This is a genomic window from Acetobacter senegalensis (assembly GCF_001499615.1).
Lineage (GTDB): Bacteria > Pseudomonadota > Alphaproteobacteria > Acetobacterales > Acetobacteraceae > Acetobacter > Acetobacter senegalensis.
This window is the reverse complement of record NZ_LN606600.1, coordinates 3173752-3197606: the sequence shown is the minus strand read 5'-3', so window position 1 is coordinate 3197606 and position 23855 is coordinate 3173752. Positions and strand designations below refer to the sequence as shown.

Below are 23855 nucleotides of genomic sequence, written 5' to 3'. Positions count from 1 at the left end.
TCTCTATGCGGAATGAACCGAATGTATTCTTTCTGATTTAGATCACCAGAAGCGAATATCTAATTTTCGGAAATTTTCTAGAACCGGCTTATCACAGATAATTTTTCCCTAATGCCGTATTCAGGTTAACCGCATTGATAAGGAACGCAACATAAGTATCTGCAAGGTTTGCTTCGCCTGCATTTTCTAAAAGCGATGCCTGCAGTAGTTCTCTTTGTGAAATGTCACCACGCTGATACTGTTTCCCGAGAGCGTCAATCCGTGCTTGTCCAGTCTTCAGAAGAGAAAGCTGACTTTGATATCGAGACAGGAAAAATTTTTCATAAGAAAGAAGGTTTTCAATTTCAATCCACGCGTTCAAGACTACATTTTGGTAGAATAGGCCTGCGCTTCTCTGCTCCGAACGACGAAGTTCCAGTTGGCGCGACAGACGGCCACCATTAAAGATCGGAAGCGAAAGAGTGGGGCCAAAGGAGGTATTCCGTGCGTTCCACCCCAATTCCGCAACTGTGAGGGCATCAAGGCTGATCTGACCTGTCAAAGTAATCTGCGGATAGAAATCAGCCTGCGCCATGCCAATCGTGGCTGTCGCGGCATGAAGACGCGCTTCTGCTGCCCGGATATCCGGACGGTTTCTGGCGATATCAGAGGGAATCCCTAGAGCGATCTTCGGAATTTTCACATCCAAAAGATTTGCGGGCTTTGCCAGTTCAGGTATCTCGGCATCCGGTCGCCCTGTGGTAAGAACAGCCAGAGCCCGATGCAGCGACGCCTGCTTCAGGGCCAATTCTTCTTTTTCCCCCTGAGCTTCATGAGAGAGCGCCTGTTGACTGCCCAGATCAACACTCGCCAGCAGACCATGTGCATGAACAGCCTGATCAATACGCAGAATGTTTTCCGCTCTCTCCAGCTTTTTTTCAGCCTGATTGAGACGATCGGAAACCCAAAGCCACTGGAAATAGGTTCGGGCGATTTCTGCCTGTGTCGAGAGATGCATGGCATCCATATCGGCTTGCACGGCAGAAAATTCTGCCTTTGCTGCCTCCTGAAGGCGGCGCTGCCGCCCCCATAGATCAAGCTCCCATGAGGCAACCGCGCCAATACTGTAATTAGTATAGGAAACGCCTTCTGGTTCCTGCCCTTGCATTCCTGGAGACAATCCCAGAAGCGGCTGCAGAACCTGCCCTACACCCGCTGTAGCAAGGCGTTCATGTGTATAGGCCGCCTGCCCGTTCAATGACGGAAGGCTTTCAGCCGATGCCGCGCGACGTTGAATTCTGGCGGCTCTGATCCTCTCACGTGCCAGCACCATATCAAGGTTTCCAGTTTCTGCACGGCGCATCAGACTATTCAGCACGGGATCGTTAAAAATGCCCCACCACAGCGCAGAGGACGGCTGAGAGCGCGCCACGGTATCAGCATTTTGCCAATGATCCGGCAATATCGGCTTAGGCCGCACGAAATCCGGCCCCATGGCACACCCCACCATGGCGAACAACACAGCGAACAGGATCATGCCCCGCCTGCAGATGAAAAAAAACTTTTCAGACATGGGCAGGTGCTTTCTGAACGGGCGCATTACGGTCAAACAAAAGAGCGTAAAATGCTGGCACAGCAATCAATGTCAGCACTGTCCCCCCCACAAGACCGCCAATCATGACAATGGCCATAGGCCCCCAGAACACATTGAAGCTCAAGGGAATGAACGCCAGAACCGCAGCAACGGCGGTCAGGCAGACAGGACGAGCCCGCGTTAACGTCGCTTCAATAATGGCGTCATGCAGCGGCACGCTATTTCCGTGATTGAACTGGATCTGATCAACCAGCAGGATCGTGTTACGCATGATCATGCCAGCAAGCGCGATAAGCCCAAGCAAGGCGACAAAGCCAAAAGGCGCACCTGTCACCAGCAGGCCGGACACCATCCCGATAAGACCGAGAGGCGCCGAGAACAGCACAAGCAGAGAGCGGCTAAAGCTTTGCAACTGGATCATCAGGACCAGAAGCATCAATCCCCCGGTCAACGGCAGAAAAGCGAAAATCGCATCATCTGCCGTTGAGGAAAGCTCCACGTCTCCGCCCGTTTCAATTCTGTATCCCGCGGGAAGTTTGCTCCGCAGCCTCTCTATTGCAGCAGCCGAACGCTGCACCACTGTGGCGGGCTGCACGCCCGTTGCAACGCCGGACTGAACGGTCATGCAGAGTTCGCCATTTCTCTGCCAGAGGATAGGAAAGTCGGTTGTCACCCGTATGGCACCAAGCTGACCAAGCGGCACGACAGATGCTCCCGTCGTGATAGGGAGGCTCTTCCACTGGCCAGGATCAGAGCGCACAGGGCGCGGTGCGCGCACCATGACCGCAATATGATGGTGTCCGTCGGGAATATCTCCCGCAACTTCTCCTGAAATGGCGGCCTGGAGCTGTGCTGCGACACTGACGCGGTCTGTCTGAAAATACGCCAGTTTCTCCGGGTCGGCGTCAAGTGTCAGGCTTGGTGTCCGGTTGCCCCAATCCGCCTGCACTGAGACCGCGCCTTCAGTGCCACGCAGGATTTCATCGACCTCATGCGAGATGGCCCTCAACGTTTCAGGATCTGGCCCTAAGATGCGATACTGTACCGGAAAATCCGCCGTCGGCCCCAAAGACAGACGCTGGACATGCAAATGTACGCCTACGGGGAGAGACATCGCTTCAATCTGCCGAATGAGGTCTTCTCGTGCCTCAAGGCTTTGCGCGACCAGAAGAAGCGTCGCGTGTGTCACACTCGGCGTGGCGGGTGCATAGGGAAGATAAAAACGTGGTGCACCATCACCAATATGCGCTTCCATGTGGCGCAACGATGTGCTTCCCGTGAGACGCCTTTCCAGAATGCGAACAGCGCCGCTGGTTTCCTCCAAAGCCGTGCCCGGTGGCATGGCAACATCCACGATCACTTCCGGGCGATCTGACTGAGGGAAAAACTGCTGGTCCACCAATAGGAAACCACCACACGCCAGGAACAGTAGCGCTATAGTCCCGCCCGCCACCGCTTTCTTGTATCGTAGGCTGGTACCCAGGATAAGGCGTAGCATTGTCCTGACGCGACGCTCATAGGATACCGGCATATGGCTTTTGGGTTCGGGCAGGAGATGAACACCCAGAAACGGGATGAAAACTACGGCAACAATCCAGCTAAAAAGCAAGGCGGCCCCACTGACCCAGAAAATCTCGCCCGCATATTCACCCGTTGTTGACTGAGCCAGACCAACCGGCAGAAAGCTGATCACTGTCAGCACCGTGCCCGTCAGCATGGGGAACGCGGTGTGGCTCCACGCAAAAGAGGCTGCCTCCTCCCGACTGCGCCCCTGTTCCAGTTGCACGACCATGGCTTCAATACTGATGATGGCATCATCCACCAAAAGCCCGAGCGAGAGGATGAGAGCGCCAAGAGAAATCCGGTCCAGCCCGATATGGTCCATGCCCATATAGAGACTGACCCCGGAAAGGGTCAGCGGCACAGAGCAGGCTACGATAATCCCCGCTTTCCAACCCAGACTGACAAATGCAACCAGAAGAACAACACTCAAAGCCACGACAAACTTGATCAGGAATGTATTCACCGCTTCCCGGATCACGCTGCTTTGGTCTTCTACCTGTGTCAGCATCATGCCTGCGGGAAGCTCAGCCGAAGCTGCTACCTTCTGAAGCGTTTTGCCCAGCGTAAGACCATCTGCGCCATCAGCCATTGCTACAGCTATGACAACGGCAGGCTTGCCGCCATAACGGATCAGTGAAGGCGCAGGATCTGCGTAGTCACGATTGACCTGAGCAATATCTCGCACGCGCACAATGCCGGATCGCCCAGCTATCGGCGTATTTTCAACAGACCGAACGCCGTCAAGCGCACCGGACACATTTAGAGGCACAACAGTTTTAAAGTTGACGGAACCGCCAGACGCCAGAGCCGATCTGCTCTGAAGCGCCTTGGCAACCTGATCAAGACTTATCCCTCTGGCAGCGCTCTGTTGCGGATCAATATCGACGGTGATCTGCCGGGGGACTTCCCCACTGATCTGGACTTTCCCCACACCATGAATAGTCTGAAAAATCTTCTTCAAATATTCCGCATTTTTTATAAGGTCAGCATTCTCATCGCCAGTCAGGGCGAACACATACCCATAGACATCCGCATAATCATCATTGGCAGCAAGTGCCACGCCGGACGGAAGCGTGGGAGCAAGATCAGAGAGCTTGTTACGGACCTGCTGCCAGATAACCGGAACACGGTCCTTTCGTTCATCATCCTTGAGAAACACCTGCGTCACACACGCCTCTGAAACACAATAAGTGCTAAGGATGTCTATTGCTTCAACATCGCGAAGCCCCTGTTCAAGTGGCTCTGCAACCTGCTTTTGCATCTGCTGCGCACTTGCGCCCGGCCATTGCGCAGAAACAACCATATTCTTCAGCGTAAAAGCCGGATCTTCCGCACGCCCCAGATGGAAAAAAGCATATCCACCAGCAAGAAAAAGACAGGCCATCATGAAGCTGACCAGCGCCGGGTGACCAACGGCCCAGCGTGAAACGTTGAAACGCTCCATCATCAGCCTTCACTCGCCTGACTGACAACATGAACAGGCTCATCCGACTTAAACGACCCGTCGTTATTGGTGACGATCCTCTCACCGGCAGTCAGCCCTTCAACAAGTGCGTCCGCGCCCCTTAACCCGACAATCTGGACACGCCGCAGCACAAGATGTGGTTCCTGCTCCTCTGTCAGCCCCCAGAGATGTGCATGATCCTGATCTTCTGAAATCAAAGCAGTCAGCGGCACGCGCACCGCATGAGATACCTCATGCGGTACAAGCACAATGGTGACGAGGCTATCGACGGCCAGGGGGAGCGAATGGTCCAGCTTCAGTTTCACGTCCTGCATCTGGCTGCTGTCATCAACCGCGCCGATTTCCTTGATAACAGCATGCACAGACTGACTATTTTGGCTTACAGATACGCCAACATCTGCCCTATCCCCTACAGTCCATGAGGAGGATGATGGAACCTTGAAATGCACTTCAGGCTCTCCGGCGGACAGGCGTATAATCTCACTCCCCGCGCCAACAAGACGACCAGGAACGCCCGTGACGCTGATAATCCGTCCATCTTCTGGAGCGCGAATTTTGGCTTCAGCCACTTGAATCTGAGCCTGCGTCAACGCTGCGCGCGCGGATTTGTATTTTCCCTGAGCGACCTGCCATGAATGCGCACGCTCTTCAACAACGCCAGAAGACAAGCCACCAATGGTGTCCAGCCCCTGACTCCTTTTATACGTTGCCGCTGCCTGTTTTACTTCGGCTCGGGCAGCGTCAACCTCCCCTTCAGCCTGCTCTTCCATCTCCAGCAGAAGCCTGTCTTCTAACGCAGCCAGTATGTCTCCACGATGAACATATTGGCCACTTACGACAGAGATCGCTGTGATGCGTCCGGCTTGTGTCGGAGCAAGGGGGATACTTCTGCTTGTTCCATATGTTCCAACAAAAACGGACTTCTCTGACGATGCATCCTGCACCGTCAGAGCTTGCACGGCAGGAAGAGACGCGCGCCGCATGGAAGAAGGTGCAGGCTTACACCCCAGCAGGCATGAAGCCGCAATTAAGGGCAGCACCCTTTTCAGGACGTCTGAACGGGTTCGACAAGACATGATAATTTCCGAAAAAAACTGGAACTGTATTCTTCACGGCGGTGCCGCGATAATCGAAATTCCTAAAAGAATAAGAACAATGCCCGCGGCCTGATGTCCACCAAGCTGGTCACGGAAGTAGATCCAGCCAGCAAGATTGGCCAGAACGATGGAAAGACCGGCCGAGCCTGCATAGACAATGCCCATAGGAACCAGGCGAAGAGACAGAGCAAGAAAGACAAAGGACGAGACGTACCCTGCAACCATGATAATAGTCGGAAGAATTCTGGTGAAATCCAGAGTTTCCTTCTGGGCTGCCGTTGCAACAACCTCTGAGACAACCGTCATGAAAATGTAGAAATAGCCGAGCATTTTATAAACGCAGCACCCCGGATTCATGCGTCAACTGCTCCATCAGACCATGGAGACCGTCTCGGGTTTTCTGATCCAGAATATCTGCTTCAAGAATATCCCACAGAGAAAGGCCATCAGCCGCCATGCAGGCAAGCAGCAAAGCTGGCGTCATGGTCTCAAACAACCCTACCGATCGGATAACGCGCCAGTAATGCTGTATCCATTCCTGACTGAGTTGTGGGTCTATCAACATGGCAGCCAACAGATGGCGAATGATGACGGGCGTCTCTTTAGCGCCATCCTGATTAAGCCCGATATAAGCCCGTGCGGCCCGACCGAATTCGACCGGGTCTTTCTCCATTGAAGCAATAATTTCGTGCTTGAACAGGTCCATTTCACGCTTGAAAAGACCATCCAACAAGGCTTTTTTGTTGGGGAAATGGTGCAGCAAACCGCCTTTGCTGACATTGGCCTCTTTGGCCACCAGTTCCAGCGTAAACGCCTGAATGCCGTTTGTGACAAGTATCTGCCCCGCTGCGTTGAGCAGGTCATTTTTTACCACATCGGGTTTGTTCGCACGTTTTGGTTTCATAGTCATGAAAGTTACATACCGTCCAGACGGTATGTTTTCAAGAGAAAAGCAGCAACGCACTATGCGCAGGCAAATTTCAGCTACTGAATGCGGCAACGCGGCCCCGCATTCAGAAAAAATCCGCCTATGAACCGGAACTGGCACGTAAATGTGTCATGAAATGACGGAGGCCCCCATTAGATTGGTGGTGAACTGACAGTCGATTTTGGCCTCCGTCGTCTTCTCTGCTGCACCGCACAGACCATAACCTGCGTTACCCGGCAAGAAGGCCACTCCCCAACCTTCAGCTGAAAAAAACCAGATGAGACTGGCCCCAAGGCACATCTCGTATCCACGAAATCCAGTTGCCATAATGCTTATGGCTTTCAATCCCACCATCAAACGTCAATGGGCTATAAGGAGTAATTCATAATTTAAGGCACATGAAATCCGCCTCGCCACGCCCAAAAACCATTCCGATATCAAGACATTCATCGGGCGGCATGCCTATAGTCACTACGTCTTTCGCATTGGCCGCAAACCGGGTCCGATGCTGGACAATTATGCTTCCTTGGTCCGCAGCGGGCGCGTACACGTTGCCCTTCATGATGAAACGGTTCACGGCTGATCCCGGAGACCGATGCCATGCTTCTCGACAACGTGGCGGTCGCCCCCGCTGCGCAGAGATTGGGTATAGGGAGAAGACTGCTGGAGTTTGCGGAAAACACCGCCTCCAAGGCTGGTTTCAGTCACATCAAGCTCTATACCAATGAAGCCATAACTGAAAACCTCTCCCTCTATCAGCGCATCGGGTATGCTGAGACGCATCGCGCCGAGGAAAACGACCTTCGACGAGTTTATGTGGTCAAGGTACTGCCCGAACGTCCTTGCTCGCCATGAGCAACGAACGGATCGTCTGCGATGATCGGAACAGGGAGATGAGGAACTGGCATTACTATGACAGTTCGGAGGATGAGGGATAGACGTTCATCCCCGCGCGTGTGCGGGGAACACCGCGCATGCAACGCCTTCACATCGTCTTCATACGGTTCATCCCCGCGTGTGCGGGGAACACTCTTTGTGGAACCACTTGATCTTAAAGCATTATTTTTATGTCAAAGAATCTACCAGCCTTATGACTGTTTTTATCCCCTTCCACGTCGCCTTGGAAGGGTCATTGCTGCAGGCCCTGGTTGCATCGGAAGAGCGGCTTCACAGCCAAAGGCAACCAACCGCAAGCCGTCAAGATCCACCGGCACCCGACGGTTCCTTCCGCAAGTATCAAATTCAAACCCGGCGTCATTTGGAGCAGCCCAGGCGATCACAGCATTGCCGTCTTCAATATAGGCACAAACTTGCCCCCATATCATTTCCCGCACTCGCCGCCCGTAACTGCCAATATAGACACCGGCTCGCACTTCCAGAAGCCACACAGCCAGCCGCCCGCGTAACCGCGGAGGCGCATTTTCAACCACGATGACCAGCATCACCTAGAAAATGCAGAGAGACGGACATCCAGAATCTGAGGAATTACTCCTGCAGCTGCGTTGCAGCTTCCCGGCCTTTCAGGAAATCGATGAAAACACGTAAAGGCAGGGGCATTTGTCTGCGGCTGGGATAATACAGACAGAAGGGTTCTGCTCTGGGCATCCAGTTCCGGAGGATCGGCTGTAGTCGCTTTTGCCCGATGTCTTGCTGGACAAGGGCTTCATAAACATACGTGCAGCCAACCCCAAGAATGGCCGCCCTGATCATGCTGTCGTCATCGTCGAGTACGAGAGGACCGCTGACAGCGACAGTGAACAGGGTCTCTGCATTTTCAAATTCCCAGTCATAACGCCGTCCACTGGGGAAGCGACGACCGATACAGGCATGACGCATCAGATCGTGGAGTTTCTCAGGTACCCCATGAATGGAGAGATACTCCGGTGATGCGACGACGGCGAAGCGTTGTGACGCACCGACAGGAACAGATACCATGTCTGCTGCTACGCTTTCACCAAACCGGATACCGGCATCGAAGCCTTCAGCAACGATGTCGATCAGCCGCTCTTCCGTCACGACTTCCAAACTGACCCTTGGATATTGAAGAACGAAGCGGGCCATACGATCAGCCAAGAGACGGGCAGCTGGCCGGGGCATATTGATCCGCAGGGACCCCATTGGTGTGTCCTGCATGGCCCTCAGATCTTGCAGGGCGAGACTGACATCTTGGAACGCCGGTTCAAGGGTCTGAAGCAACCGCGCTCCTGCTTCGGTTGGCAGGACGCTTCGGGTCGTGCGGTTGAGCAGACGGACCCCCAGTTTTTCCTCCAGCGCCCGTAAGGCATGGCTTAAGGCGGAGGGAGAGACACCTCGTTCTTCTGCAGCCTTCCGAAAGCTCCTGTGCCGGGCAACGGTGGAAAATATTTCAAGCTCATGAAAAGAAGGATTCATTCATGAGCTGTATTCAGTAACACATGAACAAATCAAGCTCTTATCGCCCTGAAAGGCACTCTTCATAATTCCCTCCTGACAAAGTAGGGAGCGCATTTCATGAAACGGCATCAGCTCGGGGCATCAGATCTCGCCATTTCAACCATAGGGCTCGGCACCTGGGCCATTGCCGGTCCTGGTTGGGAGTTTGGCTGGGGCGCACAGGATGATTCCGATAGTCTGGCCACATTGGAATATGCCATTGACCAGGGTGTAAACTGGATTGACACGGCCGCCGTCTATGGCCTCGGTCATGCTGAAGCGGTAGTCGGCCTGTTGCTCCGCCGCATCCCGCCGTCCCGTCGACCGCTGGTTTTTACCAAAGGCAGTCTGGTGTGGGATGAGCAGAGCCGGGAAATTACACACTCGCTTGATCCGGCGTCCCTGGCTCGGGAAGTCGAAAGCAGTTTGAGGCGTCTTGGGACGGACGTCATTAATCTCTACCAGATCCACTGGCCCTCTTTTCCGCCCGGTGGCCCGGATGAAGGGCTGGAAAAGGCTTTACACGCCCTTGATCGCCTCAAGATATCCGGAAAAATCCGGGCCATCGGGGTATCGAACTTCAATGTCTCACAACTGGAACGCGCGCTGGCCGTCACGTCCATCGCCTCGCTTCAGCCACCCTATTCCGCGCTCATGCGAGATGTGGAACAAGAGATTTTGCCTTTCTGTCAGGAAAAGGCGATCGGCGTTATTCCTTATTCTGTCCTTCAGTCGGGACTGCTGAGTGGCAGCATGAACCGTGACCGTATCCACAATTTGCCAGAAGATGACTGGCGCAAGACACGCAGTCCCGACTTTCAGGAACCGCGCCTGTCCGAGTGCCTTGCTCTCGTGGAAGTATTCCGCAGGATCGGGATTTCCCATCAGGTCACACCGGCTGCAATTGCCATTGCGTGGGTTCTACGCAGACCGGAAATCACCGGAGCCATTCTGGGCGCACGTCATCCAAGGCAGGTGGATGACCTGCTCAAGGCAGCGCAGATTCATCTGAACGCGGCAGAGATAGAAGAAATCAGACCTTTTCTTCCGGAGGGCAAAGGGACAAACGTGCCAGCGGCTATAAGCTGACACGGCGGTTCGTCCAGCCATCACACTCATGCGTGCCTAACTGACAGGCAGGTGGGCATATGGGATGTCAGCAAGGCGACTATCGCCTGCCCGCTTGTTCCATCAAACGGAAAGTTCGTTCCGTTCCAAGGGACGAAAAGCTGCACGGAAGAGAGGTTATCGAAAGAGAGCCTGTGTAATAGAGTTCTGCTTCAGGAAACAGGGATTTTTCTTAAGTATGAAATTGCGGCAACTTGGTAAGAGCGGCCCTCAGGTATCCGAAATCGGTCTTGGGTGTATGAGCATGTCCGGCATGTATGGTCCGGCTGATCGGAAAGAAAGCATCGCTACCATCCATGCCGCGCTGGACGCTGGGATCACACTTCTCGACACCGGCGATTTCTACGGCATGGGCCATAACGAGATGCTGATCGGTGAGGCAATCAAGGATATTCCTCGCGACAAATTCCTCGTCAGCGTCAAGTTTGGTGCGATGCGCGACCCAGGTGGCAACTGGGGTTCCTACGATGCACGGCCTGCCGCCATGAAGAACTTCCTGGCTTATACCCTGCAACGGCTCGGGCTGGATCATGTCGATATCTACCGGCCTGCACGGCTGGACCCGGCAGTGCCTGTTGAAGAGACGATTGGTGCCGTCGCCGAGATGGTTCAGGCTGGTTATGTCCGACATATCGGTCTTTCGGAAGTTGGCCCGGAAACCATCCGGCGCGCGGCTTCCGTCCATCCGATCAGCGACCTTCAGATTGAATATTCGCTGATTTCGCGTGGCATTGAGGACAAAATTCTTCCTGCCTGCCGTGAACTCGGCATCGGCATAACAGCCTATGGCGTGCTCGCGCGAGGTCTGATCAGTGGGCACTGGCAAGGGGCGAAGGGACCAGGGGATTTTCGGGTTCGTAGTCCCCGCTTTCAGGAAGGCAATGTCGAGCGCAATCTGGCTCTTGTGGAGACATTGCGCGAAATTGCAGCATCCAAGGGCGCGAGCGTGGCTCAGTTGGCAATTGCCTGGGTAGCCGCACAGGGTGACGATATTGTCCCACTTGTAGGAGCCCGCCGGCGTGACAGGCTCTCCGAGGCGCTGGGTGCGCTTGATCTTGCACTGATGCCCGACGATCTGGCGGCTATCGAGCAGGCTGTTCCCAAAGGGGCTGCGGCCGGGGCACGTTACGATCCGAAACAGATGGCGGTACTCGATAGCAAGAAACCGGGGTTGGGGGAGAGTTAAGAGTAAGATAGAGCCGGTGCAGATATCCGGGCCGCCCGGCTCTCTCCTTTACTACCCTCACAGGCGACGCTCTTCAGCTTTTTTCAGATTGGCAGATACAGACACTTACGTCCGGTTTTCAGAATTTAGCATAGTGCTTCCCGTGTCCGTCATGAGGCGACTGCCGCCTGTCTGTTGCAAGTTCATTAAGGCGGCGGCGGCCCCTCAAAGCCAAGAGCCTTGCTGATGGAAATCGCGATCTCGACGAAAGACGCTTCACCATTTTCAGCGTAGAAGCAGGAGGCTGACTACCTCGGCCAACATCCCGACACCCAGCCTGATCTGGTGGACGTCCAGCGCTGCATATCCCATGACCAGCCCCGCACAGGCCGGGGCGTCTTCCGGCCGCGCGGGATCATAAAGCGGCGACACCGGATAAAGGCCGATCCCCTTCTGGCCGCCGCGCGCCACCAGTTCGGCTTCCACTGTCGCGGGCAGGTCGCACAGCCAGACCACGATATGCAGCCCGGCATCCGCGCCCTCGATTGCGATCCGCGCACCAAAAGCCTGTTCCAGAGCATCCAGCAGGCAGCGGCGACGTTCGCCGTTGCGTCTGCGAACCCGCCGGATATGCCGTTCATACAGCCCACTTTCGAGAAGCGATGCGAGGGCGTCCTGTTCAACCGTTGGCGTATGCCGGTCTGCAAGCTGCTTGGCAGCGGTAAAGACCGACTTCAGACCGGACGGCACAATAAGATAGCCAATGCGCAGGGACGGCGAGAGGGTTTTGGAAACCGTCCCGGCATAGATGACGCGGCCTGTTTCGCTCCCAAGGCCATACAAAGGCGGCACGGGCTTGATGTCGTAGCGATACTCGCCGTCGTAATCGTCTTCCACCACATAGGCTCCGGTCGCGCTGGCCCATGCGAGCAACTGCTGGCGTCGGGAAACCCGCATGACACCGCCAAGGGGAAACTGGTGGGAAGGCGTCACATAGGCCAGACGGGCGTTCGTGTGGGCCAAAAGGCCAGTATCAAGGCCGTCTTCGCGAGCGGAAACGGCAACCGGCACTGCCCCGGTCGCCGCGAATGCCTGCCGAGCCATCTGGTAGCAGGGATTTTCCACGACAAACCTGTCCGCAGGATCAAGCAGAATGCGCGCGCACAGATCAAGACCCTGTTGCGAGCCGCTGACGATGATGATCTGTTCCGCGTCGCAGCGGATGCCGCGCGCACGCCACAGATAGGCTTGCAGCGCCGTGCGCAGCCGTAGCGAGCCTTCCGGACGGCCATAGGTCAGCCGGTCGGGCCGATGCGACGCGGCAGCCAAGAACGCACGCTTCCACAACAGGGTTGGGAAATCCGCCGTGGACAGGTCGCCATAGCGGAAGTCGATGACCGGCTCCCGGTCGGTTGATGCAGGGGTGGCCCTGTCCGCCAGCATTTTTATCCGTTCGCCATAGGCGGACAGCCGATGCCGGGACCGGGGACGTACGCTTCCCGCACCTTCAGCCGGAACCGGCAGAAGCGACGCAACCCGCGTCGGCGCGCCCTGACGGCTCTCAAGGAATCCCTCGGCCAGAAGCTGCTCGTAGGCCGATGTCACGGTCGAACGCGCCACCCCCAGTTCGGTCGCAAGCGCGCGGGTAGAAGGCATGGCCGCACCGGGCTGATACAGCCCCTCCCCGATCTGCGCCTTCAGCGCCTCGTAGATCCGCCGCCCGCCCAGCCGCCTTGTGCGGGATGGCTTCGGATCGGCATCGTCGGACTGGACTGTCATTATTTATCGGAACTGGACGTTAAGAATGGTCCAGTCTCGCGCTACTTTTTGGAAAAGCCAAGGAGTAATCCATGTACGTTCCATCCGCTTTTCGAGAAGACGACCCTGATACGCTGTGCGCGATCATCCGCAACGCCCGTCTGGCGCAGTTTGTCACCGCGACGGCCAGGGGGCCGATCGCAACACCGCTGCCAATGTTTCTGGACCCGGATGAGGGCGAATTCGGGGTAATTTATGGACATCTCGCCAAGCCCAACCCGCAATGGCAGGAACCCGTGCTGGGCGAGGCGCTGGTGATCTTCATGGGCGCGGACGCCTATGTCAGCGCCGGCTGGTATCCTTCAAAGCAGGTCAACCACAAGGTCGTCCCGACCTGGGATTACGAAGCCGTGCAGGCATTCGGTCCGGTGGAGTTCTTCAGCGATGCGAGCCGCCTGCTCGATGTCGTCACGCGGCTGACGGACCGGCACGAAGCGCACCAGAAGACGCCGTGGCATGTCACGGATGCGCCGGATTCCTTCATTCAGGGACAGCTCAAGGGCATCGTCGGGCTGCGCCTGCCGATCACCCGGCTGGTGGGCAAGCGCAAGATGAGCCAGAACCGCTCGGCCGAGGATCGGGCGGGCGTCGCCCGTGGACTGGCGGAAAGCAGCGATCCGCTGGATCGTGCAGTTGCCGGCATGATTCCGCTGGATGGCAAATAAGACATCGCCTCCCGTTCTTGACATATCGTTCCAGAACACCGATATGTCAGGACATGGCAAGACCCAAGGCATTTGACCGAGATGCGGCCCTAGCCGCAGCAACGAAGACCTTCGCGACCTACGGGTACGAAGGAACGTCGACCGCATTACTCGTCAAAAGCATGGGGATCGGCCGTCAAAGCCTGTACGACACTTTCGGGGACAAGCATGCGCTGTATCTTGAAGCGCTGCAGCACTACTGTTTTGACAGTGTAGGACAGCTCGCGGCAGCACTCCAGTCGGCCGGTTCCCCTCTGGCCGGAATTGAAGCCGCCCTGCTGGGCTTTGCGGCCCGCATTCAGGATGACACCATGTGTCTTGGCGTAGGCTCAATATGCGAATTTGGCCGACGCGACCGGGAAGTGGCCGCCATTGGCAAATCATCGGCCGCGAGCCTGCAGAACATTTTTGCCGCAACGATCCAGCGCGGCAAGGAGCTTGGCGAAATCCCGCCGGAGATCGACCCGAAGGATGCCGCATGGTTCATCAATGCGACGTTCATCGGCCTGAAAGTCATGGCACGCGGGGGCGCGACACGCGACGACCTGCGCGCCACCGCCCAGATGGCCCTGCGCTGTCTTGGCTAGGGAGAAAGCTCTCCCTTTTTTGCTCTTTATTTGACTATTCGTTCCATAACGATGAGCGAACAGTCAGCAGATCGACCAGGAGTTTCCACCAATGAGCCTTTCACTGACCGGAAAAGTTGCTTTTGTTACCGGCGGATCGCGCGGGATCGGCGCGGCCATTGTCCGTCGCCTCGCGGCAGACGGCGCGGCCGTGGCCTTCACCTATGCCGCCTCGGCTGCCGAAGCCGACAAGGTTGCATCCGAAGTCGCCGCGGCCGGGGGCAAGGCCCTCGCCATCAAGGCGGACAATACCAATGCCGATGAAATCAAGGCTGCCGTGTCGCGTACGGTCGCGGAGCTGGGCGGCCTCGACATTCTGGTGAACAATGCCGGCATCGTGCTCGGTGGACCGGTGGACGAGTTCACGCTCGACACCTTCGACAGGATGTTCGCCGTCAATGTGCGCGGCGCCTTCGTCGCAATTCAGGCAGCCGTCCCGCACATGAAGGAAGGCGGCCGGATCATCAACAATAGCAGCGTGGTCGCGCATTACACCGCGTTCCCCGGCTCCTTCGCCTACGCGATGACCAAGGGGGCCGTCAGCTCCATGACGCGCGCCATTGCCCGCGATCTCGGGCCGCGCGGAATCACGATCAACGCGATCGAGCCCGGCCCGACCGAAACCGACAACATCAAGAACGACGCGATGCGCGACATGCTGCGTCCCCGCATGGCGCTCGGCCGCCTGGGGTCGGATACGGAAGTCGCGAGCTTCGTGGCCTATCTCGCCAGCCCTGAATCCAGCTTCATCACGGGCTCCCTGCTGACGATCGACGGCGGTTACTCCGCCTGATCCCGGCCGACCGGAACCATACCCAGCAAAGGACAGTCCAGATGTCAGATGCAGGAGAAACAGTCCGGCAGTTCGTCGCATCCTTCGAAAAGAGGGATGCGGACCTGCTCGGGACATTCTTTGACGACGCCATTGTGTTTTCCAACCACGGCGACCCCGAAGTGCGCAGCAAAGAGAACGTCGTGCAGGTCTGGAAGCGGGTCTTCGAGACGTTCGCGCAGGTGCGTTTCGAGACGATCCATCAAGCCGTCAACGGTGCGATCGTACTGGCCGAACAGATCCATCACCTGGCCCTGCCCGGTCGTGAATCCGCCGCCATCCCCAACATGGCGACCTATGAGGTCCGCAATGGCCGGATCGTGCTCTGGCATGATTACAGCGACGGCCAGTCCGCCCGCGCGGCCCTGAACGCCACGAAGCCGCTTGCGGCGTCGCAGTCGTGACCTGACGCATATCCCTTTTGACTAACCATTCCAAGGAAGACTGACATGCACGCTATCGTCATGCGCGAACCCGGTGGCCCCGACGTTCTCGAACTGGTCGAAAGGCCCGACCCGGTGCCGGGTCCCGGCGAGGTTCTGGTCGATGTGGCCGCAGCCGGTGTGAACTTCATGGATACCGGCGTCCGGCGCGGGATGTTCTGGACGGAAGCCGATCCGAAGATCCTCGGCGTCGAGGGCGCGGGCCGCGTCCTGTCTGTCGGCGAAGGTGTCGAGGACTTCCGGCCGGGCGAGCGCGTGACCTGGGTTTATTCTCCCGGAAGCTATGCCAGTCGCGCCATCGTTCCGGCGGCGGCACTTGTGCCCGTTCCCGATGCGATTGACGACCGGACAGCCGCATCCGTCATGATGCAGGGCCTGACGGCCAGCCATTTCGCGACGGATTTCTACCCCGTCCAGCCGGGCGAGTTTGCCCTCGTCCACGCGGCAGCGGGCGGGCTCGGCCTGCTGCTGACGCAGATCATCAAGATCCGGGGCGGCAAGGTCATCGGCCGGGTGTCCTCGCAGGAAAAGGTCGAGATCGCGCGTCAGGCCGGTGCCGATCATGTCATCGTGGATGCTGGTGGCCATTTCGCCGAAGAAGTCGTGCGCCTGACTGACGGCGAAGGCGTGCATGTCGCCTATGACGGCACAGGTCCCGTGACGTGGAAGGCGTCGCTCGATGCTGTGCGCCGGTCCGGCACGCTGTGCTGGTTCGGCCCGGTGCTCGGCGGCCCCGGCCCGATCGAGATCACCAGCATCCCGAAGAGCATCAAGATCGGCTACGCGGTCTTCATGGACCATGTTCATACGCCGGATCTGCTCCGTGCCCATTCGGCGCAGCTCTTCAACTGGATCATTGAAGGCAGGCTCAAGGTTCACATCGGTGGCACCTACCCGCTGGCCGACGCCGCCCGCGCCCATGCCGACATGGAAAGCCGCAAGACGACCGGGAAGCTCCTGCTGATTCCGTAAAAAATGGAGAAGCCGGGATCGCGCAAACTATGCGATCCCGGAAATAAAGGGATGGGACAAGGCGTATTCGACCATCAATCCCCACACAAATGAAAATGTGAAAACGTATCTGGGCAGAAAACAGACGCCCCAGCACGCGAGAGTCTTTCTCGACTTCGTCATTTCGCACCGTCAGGCGTATTTGCATGCCTGAATGTTGCACATTCTGTCGGCTCAGAACGAAAGAATTAATCTCAAGGCGATGCTTTTACGCATGCGCCAATATAATCGGCAGCCCGCTTCGTTCCCATCGCCCGCTGCATCATCGATGAGGATCCCCTACGCAAAGCTTGCGTTCTTGACCCTCAGAAGAGGGATGTCGGTCTTCATGCTCCGCACGCCTTTGATCCGCGCGAGCTGTTCGCTCTGAAAACGTCACAGTCCTGGAAGGTCTTCTGCAACAACGCGCAACAGGAAATCACAATCTCCCGCGAGGACATGCGCTTCTGTCCCCTGTGGAAGTTTTCCAATTTCCTCGACGAAATGCTCGGACTGTCTCTCGTCTTCTCCTGTCAGCCATATCCTGACAAAAGCCGTCACACCGAACCCGGCTTTTGCAGGATTCACAACGGCGACATAGCCCTCGATAACGCCACTTTCTTCCAGCACCCGCACCCGGCGCAGGCATGGTGATGGAGAGAGCCCGACGCGCCTCGCAAGTTCATTGTTGGGGCAGCGGCCATCTTCCTGAAGAACACGAAGAATACGCCGATCAATCGCATCCAGTTTCACTGGCATCTTATATCAGGAATGAAATTTCTGACACAATCATATGCCAAATATTGGTGGATAAATTGGCATAAACACAACCTAATATCTGCTGGTCCGCGCTATCCTACCCTCTCTCGCATCGCAAGGATGGCGATCCGGAGCATAATCGGAGAGCATGAAAACACCGTGGAAGCTGGTGGATTTTCTTCTAAAGCGACGCATCTTCGGTGAATCTGCATACACTTCTTGCCTTCTGGACGATCTCCATCCTCCTTACCGCAACCCCTGGTGCTGACTGGGCGTATGTCATTTCCGCTGTGTTCGGTCTGTTCCTGGGATACCTCGCCATTACCGCAACGGTCGCGGGCGGTATCGGTGCGCTTGTTGCAAATATGCCGCTTGCAATCATCATTCTGACGTTTGCAGGCGCGGCCTATCTCATAAAACTGGGCATTTCCCTGTTGCGTCATCCTCCCCTACCGAAAGAAGGACATGAACGGGAAACTGGTGCGCGGCGCTGAATTACCAAAAAGTTCGCCATCAGTGGCCTGAACCCCAAGGCTCTTCTGTTTTTTCTCGCCCTTCTGCCCCAGTTTACAAATCCGGGTTCATCGTGGCCGATCTTTTTACAGATCGGGATCTTGGGAATCATTCATACAATAAACTGTGTATCCATCTATCTGATGGTCGGATTTGGCTCGCGGACAATATTAAGCAGCCACCCCAGAGCGTCCATCGTGACCGGCTACATATCCGGAGTGATCATGATTATGCTTGGGCTGGGTCTGGCGTCGGAAGACATCATAAAATTACTCCACTCATGACAATGGAATATGGAGAGAGAAGATATTGGAAACTGGCTCTCTGCACTGGTTCTATGGATTAGAGTGAAGCCCGCTGTATCGATTTCCCGATTTCCATGAATGTCGAAACCGCGGGGTTTTTCGTAGTAATCGGCGTTCGAAGAACAACGTCGAGTTGGGGAGCGTCTGTTAAAGCCCGTGACATCAGCCCCGCCCCAGTTCGGTACACAGCGATGAGGGGATAAGGGCTACGCCCAGTCCTTTTGCAACAAGCTAGATGATCGTATGCTGTAACCGCGGTTCAAGCACGACATGCGGGACAACTCCCCTGGCCGAAAAATAGTTGTTGATCACGGATCGCAGAGCCGGCGCTGTCGTAGCGGGTGCTCCGATGATCTTCTCCTCACGGAGTTCCTCAGGACCGATCTGCTCGGCTGTAGCAAAAGGATGCTCCTTACGCATGATGATGCGTAATCGCTCCCTGGCCAACAGCAAAGTCTGCAGGTGCGGCGCATATCCGCAGTCAAATGTTAAGGCGGCATCCAGTGTTCCTGCCACCAGCATATCATCGATCTCTGTCGGCGTGCGTTCATCAAGCACAAGGCGGACATCCGGCCTCGCCTCCGCGTAAAGCTGGACGAGTTGCGGCACGACACTGTGGGCGGCATGCATCATGAATCCAAACCGCAATTCGCCCTTCATGCCGCTGGCAACCAGCCAGACATCCCGACAGGCCTCCTCAAACTGCCCCAGTACATTTCGGCAGTCTTTCATGAAGTGTTTGCCGGCCGGGGTCAGCGCCACGTTGCGCGAGTTTCGTTCAAACAGCTTCACGCCCAACGTGTGCTCGATAATGGCAATCTGACGACTGAACTGCGGCTGGCTCATGTTCATCCGCTCGGCGGCCCGACCGAAATGAAGCGTCTCCGCCAGGGCCATGAAATATCACATATGCCGCGTGTCCATCTGATATCCTGAAAGCATTAATCGTGAACCATATGAGCATTGGATTATATCAATAGCGTCCAGTAGCGTCACGCTTTTGCTGACCTCCCGATATTTTTGATGCTGAACAATCTGCTGATCGTCCTGCCTATCTTTGCCCTCATTCTTACCGGATGGATCGCACGCAAATCGGATGCGCTGGGTCCCAATGCCACGCGCGAGGTCAATCGGCTGGTGGTCTATCTCGCACTGCCCGCGGTGCTGTTCGACATCGTGGCGAATGCAAAAATAACCGATCTGTGGGAGCCGGGATTCATTGCCGCGTTCACGCTTGGCTGCTTTATCGTGTTCGCCGGGACGCTGTGCTGGCGGGTTTCAACAGGACATCATCTTGCCGACGCCGCTATTGACAGACTGAATGCGAGCTACGCCAATACGGGGTTCGTCGGTTTCCCGCTTGTCCTGTCTCTTGTCGGCGATACCGGCATGGCGCCAACGCTCATCGCCACGATCGTGACGGTCTGTGTGCTGTTTGTCATAGCGATCGTCCTGATCGAAGCCGGGCTGCAGACCGAAGCACGCCGTCGCGACATTGTCACGAAAACGCTTTTCTCACTGGTGAAAAATCCGTTGCTGGTGGCGCCCACGCTTGGTGGCCTTGTCATGGTATCCGGTGGCCATCTGCCCGGACCGGTTCATGCCTTTCTGAAACTTCTCGGCGGGGCCGCTCCCCTTGCGCTCTGATCGCCCTCGGTCTGTTCCTTGCCGGGAATTCTGCCGGCGCCGCGTCTGCACGCCCGTCCACTGCCGCCATTCTTGTCGGTCTGAAGCTGATCGCCCAGCCTCTGGTTACATGGATCATTGCAGCGCCCCTGCTCCACCTGCCTCCGGCGATGACGCATATTGCCGTGCTTCTTGCCGCACTTCCGACGGGAACCGGCTCGTTCATGCTGGCGGAATTCCATGACCGGGAGGCGGCTCTTACCGGACGTGTCGTTCTGGCCTCCACCGTGCACTCGATTGCAACGATTTCGCTCTATCTCGCCTTCGCACCCGGGTAGGGACGTTCATCGGCATTGCGGCGAAGTCGCGAGCCAATAATCTCCACCAGCCAGTCCACAAAGACACGCACGCGTGGAGAAAGCTGTCTGCTGCTCGGATAAAGGACCGAGACCGGCGTTGGCATAGGTGGAAAATCAGGAAGCACTTCGACCAGTGCGCCATTCGCAAGGTCATTGGCTAAACCGTAGCGCGGAACCTGCACGAGGCCAAAGCCAAGTCTGGCTGCTTCGGCATAGGTATCAACACCTCCGACCAACAGGCGCGCCGGAAGCGAAATCTCGATCACCTTCTCTCCGCGCGTAAACTCCAGCGGCAGTGGCTGGCCGGTGCGTGAGGACACGAAGCCGATCATCTGATGGCCCTCAAGATCGTCGGGAGAGGCTGGCGTTCCGTGCCGCGACAGATACGCCGGGCTCGCAACCGTCACCTCCTCCATAACGCCGAGGGGACGGACGATCATATCGCTGTCCAGCAGGTTTCCGGCCCGCACAACGCAATCCACCCCTTCGCGCACCAGATCGACAAACCGCTCGCCTTCGCCAAGATGAACGGTCAACGCCGGATGTCGGGCGAGGAAATCTGGCAGTGCCGGCAGCAGAAGCATGCGCGCCAGACGTCCGATCACATCAGCGCGCAGAAGTCCCGCAACGGCACCACTCGCGCTACGGTCGGCGTCTTCGAGGTCCGCCAGAATCGCGACACAGCGGCGATAATAGGCGGCGCCTTCTTCGGTGGGCCGGACGTGGCGGGTCGAGCGGTGCAACAGGCGCGTCCCGAGCCTTTGCTCCAACGCCCTGACCGCGGCGGTCGCAACCGGGCGGGAGACGCCGCAATCGGCTGCCGCAGCAGTGAAACTGCCACGGTCAACAATGCGGACAAAGAGGTCGAGTGTCGCAAGCCTGTCCATGGGATTATTCCATGAGGCAAAACAATGCTGACGGAAAGAGCGCTCTTATCGAACAGATGACATTGTGACCAGAATGGCTCCCTCACCAGATGGAGATTCCCATGCCTGCAACGAACACCATCGCCATTGTCACCGGCGGAAGCCGCGGACTGGGTCGCGCAACCGTTGAAGCCCTCGCCCGACGCGGCGTCTCATCCATTCTTACTTATCACACCAACAAATCCGCAGCCGATGACGTGGTCGATAGTGTCGAACGGAGTGGGGCTCGCGCGGTGGCCCTGCAACTCGATACCGGCGACACGCATGCCTTTCCCGCCTTCGCCGACGAGGTCCGGCGCGTGCTGCGCGAATGGGGTGCGGAGCGCTTCAATTATCTGGTCAACATGGCTGGCACGTCCCATAGCGGGCTGTTCGGTGAAGTGACCGAAGAGGATTTCGACGCAGCCTATCGTGTCCACGCCAAAGGCCCGTTCTTCCTGACGCAGACCCTGCTGCCGCTGATCGCCAATGGTGGCCGGATCGTGAACATCTCCTCCGGTCTGACACGCTTCGCCTATCCCGGCCGAATTGCTTATGCCGCCATGAAAGGCGCGGTCGAAGTCATGACGCATTACATGGCCAAGGAACTCGGGTCTCGCCGCATTGCCGTCAACACAGTAGCACCGGGTGCGATTCAAACGGATTTCTCGGGAGGTATGGTGCGGGACAATTCAGACATTGCCCGCCATATTGCAGAAGTAACCGCACTCGGACGTCCCGGCCTTCCTGACGACATCGGCCCGATGATCGCCTCCCTGCTGTCCGAAGACAATCGCTGGGTGAACGCGCAGCGGATCGAAGTCTCCGGCGGTCAGGCGATCTGAAGGCAGGTCGTACTGCTACCGTCAGGAGATCAGCAGACGTTTCCGTGTGATCTTGCCCGATACGGTGGTCGGCAGATGCCTGACGAAGCGGACCTCCTTCAGACCAATCCAGCGCCCGAGGACTTCATTGACCCGTGCAACGATTTCCTCGGAAGAAGGCGCGCATTCCACCACGGAATCAGGAACCACATAAGCGATAGGTCGCTGTCCTCTCAGTTCGTCCGGAACTGCGACCACGGCACACGCATGAACAGCCGGATGTGCTGCAATGATCTTTTCGATCTGCACGCCGGAAATCCTCCGACCCGCGACCTTGATGACATCATCGGAACGTCCGAGCATATGCACGGCGCGATTGGCTTCGATCGTACCTTCATCGAAGGTACGATAATGCCTGCGTGTTTCATCAAGATAAGCTGCAGGAGCATGGATCGCCCTGTCCTTCCAGACACCCGCCAGACAGCCAGGCGGCAGCGGTAGGGAGAGAACAATCTCGCCGCACTGTTCCCCCGGTATGGAGGGCATTATGGCCGGACGGAATCCCGGTGCAGGCCGTCCGATATCATTCATGAGCGCCACCGGTTCACGCTCGGGCAGGCCGAAGAAATGGGCGGTAATGCTCCAGCCGGTTTCGGTCTGCCACCAGTGATTGACCACGGGTTTACGAAAATACGCCCGCGCCCAGTCCAGCAAAGTTGGGTCCGCATATTCCCCGGCGACAAAGATGCGGCTCAGCGCGGGCACTATCGCTCCTGACAGATGGCGGCTCTCCTGTCGCATGAGTCGCATCTGTGTTGGCGTCGTGAACAGACATTTCACCTCGTGCTCATGACTGAGCGTGTGAATGGCGGAAGCAGATGCGCCACCTTCCACGATTATGCTGGTGCAACCGCCGATCAGAGGGGCGTAGACGCCGTAGGAATGACCGACAACCCAGCCCAGATCTGATGTCGTAAAGAAGGTGTCACCGGGTTTGCAGCCGTAGATCAAATCCATGGATAAGGCGATGGCCACGGCATGACCGCCATTGTCACGCACAATGCCTTTCGCATGACCCGTCGTTCCGGATGTATGAAGAATATACAGGGGATCTTCGGAGCGCAGTATGACCGGCTCTGCTGGCGCGGACTGCTCCAGCACGTGGAAATCATGATCGCGCACCGGCAGAAGTGAGGCCGGATAGGCTTTGCGCTGCACGATCACGCAGGCCTGTGGTCTATGCGTCGCTTTGTCCAGCGCCTCATTCAGGGCAAATGCGGATGGGATTGCTGTCTGCCCCTGAAAGCTGCAACTGGCGGTAATGATGACTTTGGGGGCCACATCATCAATCCGGCGCGCCAGTTCCGGCCCCGCATAACCGGCAAAAACCACCACATGCACCGCCCCGATCCGCGCACAGGCCAGCATTGCGATGGCTGTTTCGATCATGGTGGGCATGACGATCAGGACACGGTCGCCTTTTTCCACGCCGAGCGAGCGCAGACCTCCGGAAAACCCCGCCACCCTGCCCTGCAGTTCCCGGTAGGTGACCACCTGTCGTTCCCTGGTGGCGCAGGAATGCCAGATCAATGCTGCCTGCCCGCCGCGACCATTTTCAACATGCCGATCCACGGCATTGTGGCAGGTATTGAGCGTGGCGTCAGGAAACCAGTCATGCCAGCCATCCGCCCGTGTCCTGCATGCGGCCACTGGCGGCTGCTTCCATGTTACGCGCTGTGCCGCAGCCAGCCAGAACTGCTCTGGCCGATTCAGCGCCGCATCATACATCGCCTCGTATGTCGTCCATGGAAGCATGGTAT

21 protein-coding genes and 2 pseudogenes are annotated in these 23855 nt (G+C 57.0%); 11 read left to right on the top strand and 12 right to left on the bottom strand.

Features of this window, described 5'->3' with window-relative positions; genetic code table 11:
* Positions 1-91 precede the first annotated feature (91 nt).
* The 5 genes from ASN_RS14955 to ASN_RS14935 are packed head-to-tail and all read right to left on the bottom strand — an operon-like array spanning position 92 to position 6608.
* Positions 92-1516: an efflux transporter outer membrane subunit gene (locus tag ASN_RS14955; protein WP_231948254.1), complete on the bottom strand. Its 1425-nt coding sequence runs from the start codon at positions 1514-1516 to the stop codon at positions 92-94.
* Positions 1517-1544: 28 nt separating this feature from the next.
* Entirely contained in the window at positions 1545-4583 is a 3039-nt protein-coding gene (locus tag ASN_RS14950) for an efflux RND transporter permease subunit (RefSeq protein ID WP_082666714.1), read from the bottom strand.
* Positions 4583-5677 (bottom strand): efflux RND transporter periplasmic adaptor subunit, encoded by a 1095-nt coding sequence (locus tag ASN_RS14945; protein WP_231948253.1) that lies wholly within the window; start codon positions 5675-5677, stop codon positions 4583-4585. Before ASN_RS14945 ends, ASN_RS14950 begins: the two co-directional genes overlap by 1 nt.
* Positions 5678-5710: 33 nt before the next feature.
* Positions 5711-6004, bottom strand: a complete 294-nt coding sequence (locus ASN_RS14940; RefSeq protein WP_231948252.1) for a DMT family transporter — start codon at positions 6002-6004, stop codon at positions 5711-5713.
* A gap of 25 nt (positions 6005-6029) precedes the next feature.
* A complete protein-coding gene (locus ASN_RS14935; protein ID WP_039904892.1) occupies positions 6030-6608 on the bottom strand; it encodes a TetR/AcrR family transcriptional regulator in 579 nt (192 codons plus the stop codon).
* Positions 6609-7226: 618 nt separating this feature from the next.
* On the opposite strand from ASN_RS14935, the gene ASN_RS20085 reads away from it, so the two are divergent.
* Entirely contained in the window at positions 7227-7481 is a 255-nt protein-coding gene (locus tag ASN_RS20085; RefSeq protein WP_197603299.1) for a GNAT family N-acetyltransferase, read from the top strand.
* 245 nt (positions 7482-7726) lie between these two features.
* Here the strand turns inward: ASN_RS20085 and cas2e are convergent, their stop codons facing one another.
* Together cas2e and ASN_RS14915 are read right to left on the bottom strand one after the other, a co-directional pair.
* Positions 7727-8068, bottom strand: coding sequence for a type I-E CRISPR-associated endoribonuclease Cas2e (gene cas2e, locus ASN_RS14920; protein WP_058988636.1), 342 nt, complete (start codon positions 8066-8068; stop codon positions 7727-7729).
* A 43-nt stretch (positions 8069-8111) separates the two neighbouring features.
* Positions 8112-9017, bottom strand: coding sequence for a LysR family transcriptional regulator (locus ASN_RS14915; protein ID WP_058988635.1), 906 nt, complete (start codon positions 9015-9017; stop codon positions 8112-8114).
* A 99-nt stretch (positions 9018-9116) separates the two neighbouring features.
* Between ASN_RS14915 and ASN_RS14910 the strand changes: the two genes are divergently transcribed.
* Together ASN_RS14910 and ASN_RS14905 are read left to right on the top strand one after the other, a co-directional pair.
* Positions 9117-10127 carry an aldo/keto reductase gene (locus ASN_RS14910; RefSeq protein ID WP_058988634.1) on the top strand — a complete coding sequence of 337 codons (1011 nt, stop codon included), beginning with the start codon at positions 9117-9119 and terminating at the stop codon, positions 10125-10127.
* 217 nt (positions 10128-10344) lie between these two features.
* Positions 10345-11352 carry an aldo/keto reductase gene (locus tag ASN_RS14905; RefSeq protein ID WP_082666713.1) on the top strand — a complete coding sequence of 336 codons (1008 nt, stop codon included), beginning with the start codon at positions 10345-10347 and terminating at the stop codon, positions 11350-11352.
* Positions 11353-11616: 264 nt separating this feature from the next.
* Here the strand turns inward: ASN_RS14905 and pdxR are convergent, their stop codons facing one another.
* Positions 11617-13110: a MocR-like pyridoxine biosynthesis transcription factor PdxR gene (gene pdxR / locus ASN_RS14900; RefSeq protein WP_058988633.1), complete on the bottom strand. Its 1494-nt coding sequence runs from the start codon at positions 13108-13110 to the stop codon at positions 11617-11619.
* Between the two features lie 71 nt (positions 13111-13181).
* Between pdxR and ASN_RS14895 the strand changes: the two genes are divergently transcribed.
* The 5 genes from ASN_RS14895 (at position 13182) to ASN_RS14875 (ending at position 16726) form a co-directional block, all read left to right on the top strand.
* The gene (locus ASN_RS14895) at positions 13182-13814 is read left to right on the top strand and encodes an FMN-binding negative transcriptional regulator (RefSeq protein ID WP_058988632.1); all 633 of its coding nucleotides are present in this window, start codon (positions 13182-13184) and stop codon (positions 13812-13814) included.
* A gap of 53 nt (positions 13815-13867) precedes the next feature.
* Positions 13868-14440: a TetR/AcrR family transcriptional regulator gene (locus ASN_RS14890; protein ID WP_082666712.1), complete on the top strand. Its 573-nt coding sequence runs from the start codon at positions 13868-13870 to the stop codon at positions 14438-14440.
* Between the two features lie 91 nt (positions 14441-14531).
* Positions 14532-15272 (top strand): SDR family NAD(P)-dependent oxidoreductase, encoded by a 741-nt coding sequence (locus tag ASN_RS14885; protein WP_058988630.1) that lies wholly within the window; start codon positions 14532-14534, stop codon positions 15270-15272.
* Positions 15273-15313: 41 nt separating this feature from the next.
* On the top strand, positions 15314-15715 hold the full coding sequence (locus ASN_RS14880; protein WP_058988629.1) for a nuclear transport factor 2 family protein: 402 nt from the start codon (positions 15314-15316) through the stop codon (positions 15713-15715).
* A gap of 45 nt (positions 15716-15760) precedes the next feature.
* On the top strand, positions 15761-16726 hold the full coding sequence (locus tag ASN_RS14875; protein ID WP_058988628.1) for a quinone oxidoreductase family protein: 966 nt from the start codon (positions 15761-15763) through the stop codon (positions 16724-16726).
* 414 nt (positions 16727-17140) lie between these two features.
* Here ASN_RS14875 and ASN_RS14870 read toward each other — a convergent pair whose 3' ends face one another.
* Complete coding sequence (locus ASN_RS14870) at positions 17141-17503, bottom strand: Lrp/AsnC family transcriptional regulator (RefSeq protein WP_231948251.1); 363 nt, start codon at positions 17501-17503, stop codon at positions 17141-17143.
* A 200-nt stretch (positions 17504-17703) separates the two neighbouring features.
* Between ASN_RS14870 and ASN_RS14865 the strand changes: the two are divergent.
* Positions 17704-18300: pseudogene (locus ASN_RS14865) on the top strand (LysE family translocator).
* 252 nt (positions 18301-18552) lie between these two features.
* Here the strand turns inward: ASN_RS14865 and ASN_RS14860 are convergent.
* Positions 18553-19218, bottom strand: coding sequence for a LysR family transcriptional regulator (locus ASN_RS14860; RefSeq protein WP_231948250.1), 666 nt, complete (start codon positions 19216-19218; stop codon positions 18553-18555).
* Positions 19219-19344: 126 nt separating this feature from the next.
* Here ASN_RS14860 and ASN_RS14855 point away from each other — a divergent pair.
* A pseudogene (locus ASN_RS14855) lies at positions 19345-20285 on the top strand (AEC family transporter).
* Here ASN_RS14855 and ASN_RS14850 read toward each other — a convergent pair.
* Positions 20261-21193, bottom strand: a complete 933-nt coding sequence (locus ASN_RS14850) for a LysR family transcriptional regulator (protein WP_058988627.1) — start codon at positions 21191-21193, stop codon at positions 20261-20263. The pseudogene ASN_RS14855 and the gene ASN_RS14850 overlap by 25 nt on opposite strands.
* 101 nt (positions 21194-21294) lie before the next feature.
* On the opposite strand from ASN_RS14850, the gene ASN_RS14845 reads away from it, so the two are divergent.
* Positions 21295-22056: an SDR family NAD(P)-dependent oxidoreductase gene (locus ASN_RS14845; protein WP_058989374.1), complete on the top strand. Its 762-nt coding sequence runs from the start codon at positions 21295-21297 to the stop codon at positions 22054-22056.
* 21 nt (positions 22057-22077) lie between these two features.
* On the opposite strand, the gene ASN_RS14840 is transcribed toward ASN_RS14845, so the two are convergent.
* The gene (locus tag ASN_RS14840; protein WP_058988626.1) at positions 22078-23850 is read right to left on the bottom strand and encodes an AMP-binding protein; all 1773 of its coding nucleotides are present in this window, start codon (positions 23848-23850) and stop codon (positions 22078-22080) included.
* Between the last annotated feature and the right edge of the window lie 5 nt (positions 23851-23855).